This is a genomic window from Burkholderia sp. Nafp2/4-1b (assembly GCF_003635165.1).
In the GTDB taxonomy this organism is placed as follows: Bacteria; Pseudomonadota; Gammaproteobacteria; order Burkholderiales; family Burkholderiaceae; genus Burkholderia.
Genome location: NZ_ML058614.1, coordinates 1 through 3,417, shown reverse-complemented (window position 1 = coordinate 3,417; position 3,417 = coordinate 1). Strand labels below are relative to the sequence as shown.

At 63.6% G+C, this 3,417-nt stretch carries 3 protein-coding genes; 1 reads left to right on the top strand and 2 read right to left on the bottom strand.

Annotated elements, in window-relative coordinates; all coding sequences use genetic code 11:
* Nucleotides 1-406 precede the first annotated feature (406 nt).
* A complete protein-coding gene (locus C7H84_RS22260) occupies nucleotides 407-1,150 on the top strand; it encodes a 2OG-Fe(II) oxygenase (protein ID WP_121860792.1) in 744 nt (247 codons plus the stop codon).
* Between the two features lie 275 nt (nucleotides 1,151-1,425).
* On the opposite strand, the gene C7H84_RS22255 is transcribed toward C7H84_RS22260, so the two are convergent.
* On the bottom strand, nucleotides 1,426-2,850 hold the full coding sequence (locus tag C7H84_RS22255; protein WP_121860791.1) for a DHA2 family efflux MFS transporter permease subunit: 1,425 nt from the start codon (nucleotides 2,848-2,850) through the stop codon (nucleotides 1,426-1,428).
* A gap of 214 nt (nucleotides 2,851-3,064) precedes the next feature.
* Nucleotides 3,065-3,417, bottom strand: a 353-nt coding sequence (locus C7H84_RS22250) for a hypothetical protein (RefSeq protein WP_205611446.1), incomplete at its 5' end; no start/stop codon positions are given.

Below are 3,417 nucleotides of genomic sequence, written 5' to 3'. Positions count from 1 at the left end.
CTTCCGGTCTCTCGCTTCCGGCCTCTTGCGTCTGGCCTGTTCGCATCTTCGGCACCTCGGGGCACATCCCCCTCGCTTTCCGCTTCGCGCGCACCACACCGAACTGGTCGCGGTCCGTCGCGCACCGTGAAGCCCATCGCATCCCACCACTCGCCCCCAGATCGGCCTTTTTCCCCTTCCGAATTGAAGCGCAAGATCTGGAGCGCGTCGTCTCACGCACGGCATTAGACTGGGTTAATCGACTTTAATCGTGAACACCGTCGCGCTTGCAACGCTTCCCGACATCGCCACATCGACCATCCCGTTGCACCCGTTTGGACCGCCGGGCACGCGCGATGCGGGCAGCGCGGTCAGCGGTCTGGGCATGCCCGCACGACGCCACATCGCTGACGAACGAGGTACACCCGTGAACATCGCCGCTCTGCAACCCGCCGTCGAATCGGTCGACCTCGCGCAACGCGTGAGCGCGCTCGACTGGACCGCCGTCGACACCGAACTCGATCACTATGGCTGCGCTCGCATACCGGGCCTTCTCTCCCCCGACGAATGCACGGCGCTCGCATCGCTCTATCCGCGAGATACGCTCTATCGTTCGCGCGTCGTCATGGCGCGGCACGGCTTCGGCCGCGGCGAATACCGGTATTTCGCTTATCCGCTGCCGGCAGTGGTCCAAACGTTGCGCACGGCGATTTACCCGTATCTCGCACCGATCGCGAATCGCTGGAACCAGGCACTCGGAATCGACGTCCGCTATCCGGTCGACCACGCGGCATTCCTCGAGCGTTGCCATGCGGCGGGACAGACGCGGCCGACGCCGCTGATTCTGCAGTACGGTCCGGACGACTACAACTGCCTCCACCAGGACCTGTATGGCGAGCATGTCTTTCCGCTGCAGGTCGCGATCCTGCTGTCGGCGCCGGGCCGCGATTTCACGGGTGGGGAGTTCGTGCTGACGGAGCAGCGGCCGCGCATGCAATCGCGCGCGGAAGTGGTGCCGTTGACGCAAGGCGATGCAGTGATCTTTGCCGTGCATGGCCGGCCCGTGCAAGGAACGCGCGGCGTCTATCGCGTCAATCTGCGTCACGGCGTGAGCCGCATCCGGACCGGGCATCGCCATACGGTCGGAATCATTTTTCATGATGCGCAGTAGAGGTAGTCAACGCGAGCAACGCACTGTCACGCGTTCGATCTGCACAGCTCGATCACGCCGATCGAGACAGTCCGCACCAGCGCTTCCTTCGAATTCGTCCGCTCGACCACACAGACTCACGCAGCGTAACCGGCGGGTATCACCCGCGCTACGGGCGCGCAGGCGGATGAGATACAGCGCGGAAGATTCGCGCCCGTGACAAGCCGAACCGTCAGCCGAACGACGAGGCGCAAGAAGACGCACCGTCGCCAACCAAACACGCCAAGTAGGTCGACCTACCCGCGCGCTGCACTCGCCCGCAACCGGTCGCCCGCATCGGACGCCAGCCGCGCATAGCCCGGCAACGTCACCAGCGCGAGCACGCCCGCGGCAACGAACGCCCAACGAAAGTCCTCGAGAACGTAGTGAATCCCCTCTGCGTCGCCGCGTACCAGCGCGGCGAGCCGCAATGACAGCGCGCCGAAGGCGATCCCCATCCCGATCGTCATCTGCTGCGCGGCGCTCCACAGCGTGCTTGCGGCACTCGTCTGATGAGACGGGATATCGGCATAGGCGAGCGTCGCCAGCGTCGTGAACTGCATCGAACGCGTGAGCCCATAGACGAAGACGACGAGCAGCGTGATCGCCAGCGGCGTCGACGCGGTCAGCCAACCACATGCGATCGTGAAGAAGCCGACGATCGTCACGTCGACGAGCGCAACACGGCGGAACCCGAAACGATCGAGGATCCACGACGTGCCTGCCTTCATGCCGAGATTGCCGAGCGCGCTCGCGAGCAACAGCAAACCGGACTGGAACGGCGACAGCCCGAAACCAATCTGGAACAGCAGCGGCAGCAGATACGGCACTGCATTGACCGCGATCCGCGTGACCGAGCCGGTGATCACCGTTACCGAGAAGGTCGGCACCTTCAGCGTCGTGAAGTCGAGCAGCGGATGCGCGCACCGCTGCGCATGCAGCCACGCGGCCATCCCGAACAGCACGCTTGCCCCGACCAGCACGGCCGCGCGAGTGAATTGCGCGTCCTGCTGGCCGGCCGTTTCGGTGCCGAGCAGCAGACAAGTCAGCGCACCGCCCGCCAGCACGAACCCGACCCAATCGAGCGGCCGCTGTTCATCCGCGCGCGTATTGCGGACGAGCAGCCATGTACAGACCAGCGCGGCCACGCCAAGCGGCACGTTCAACAGGAAGATCCAACGCCAGGACGCATAGGTCGTGATGAAGCCGCCGATCGGCGGCCCGACGACCGGCGCAACGATTCCCGGCCACGTGATCGTCGCGATCGCGCGCATCAGACGCGCTTTCTCGGTGCTGCGCACGACGATCATCCGCCCGACCGGCACCATCATCGCCCCGCCGATGCCCTGCAACAGGCGCGCTGCCGTAAACGTCGCAACGCCGTTGGACAGACCGCAAAGAATCGACGCCGCGGTAAAAATCACGATCGCGCTACCGAACACCGTGCGCGAACCGAATCGATCCGCGATCCAGCCGCTGATCGGGATGAATACCGCGAGTGCCAGCATATAAGCCGTCATCCCGAGGCTCAACGCATTCGGCCCCACGTCGAACGAGCGAGCCATTTGCGGCAGTGCCGTCGCGATCACGGTCGTATCGAGGTACTCCATGAAAAAGGTCGCGGCGACGAGATACGGCAAGAAGTCGGTCGTCCGACCACTCGAGGCAGAGCTGGAAGTCATGAACGATGCAGGAGCTGAGGCCGAATAGACCGGCGACCATGCGCGGAGCCGGACGAGTGGCGATATTACCCTGAAGCACGCGAAGTCTGCTCGGCCGATGCATAGTGCTGAAGCCGCTTTATGCGCATAGATTCGCGCTCGAGGGCAGCCTGCTCTTTGCCGGTGGCGGAAAGAAAGCGCATGTTCGCGGAGACATCAGCGGAGATCGCCGACGTTACTCGCCCATCAGACCGTCCTGGCGAATTCGGTATTGTTCGCCTCGACACGCGTCGCGCCACTCGGCCTGGCCCCGCTCGTCGGTTGTCCCTTGATAGACAACCGCGCCATCGGAGACACGGATCAACGAGAACTTCATGTTGCCGAAGGGGCCGACTTCACCGTCGGCATCCTGGAATTTCGCGTGGAACGGCGCATGGACGCAGTCAGCGTGAGACTGGGCAGCACATGCAAGCAGGGAGAAGCAAAAAAGAAGAGATGCGAGCTTTTTCATTGGTATTGCCCGAAGAAGTCCACCTGTTGCGATGAAGGGAGAAAGAGCGATCGCACTGCCTGCACAATTTTCCGGCG

Excerpts from the sequence above, each read along its gene's own strand:
- C7H84_RS22255 (WP_121860791.1), bottom strand. The coding sequence starts at position 2,850 with ATGACTTCCAGCTCTGCCTCGAGTGGTCGGACGACCGACTTCTTGCCG.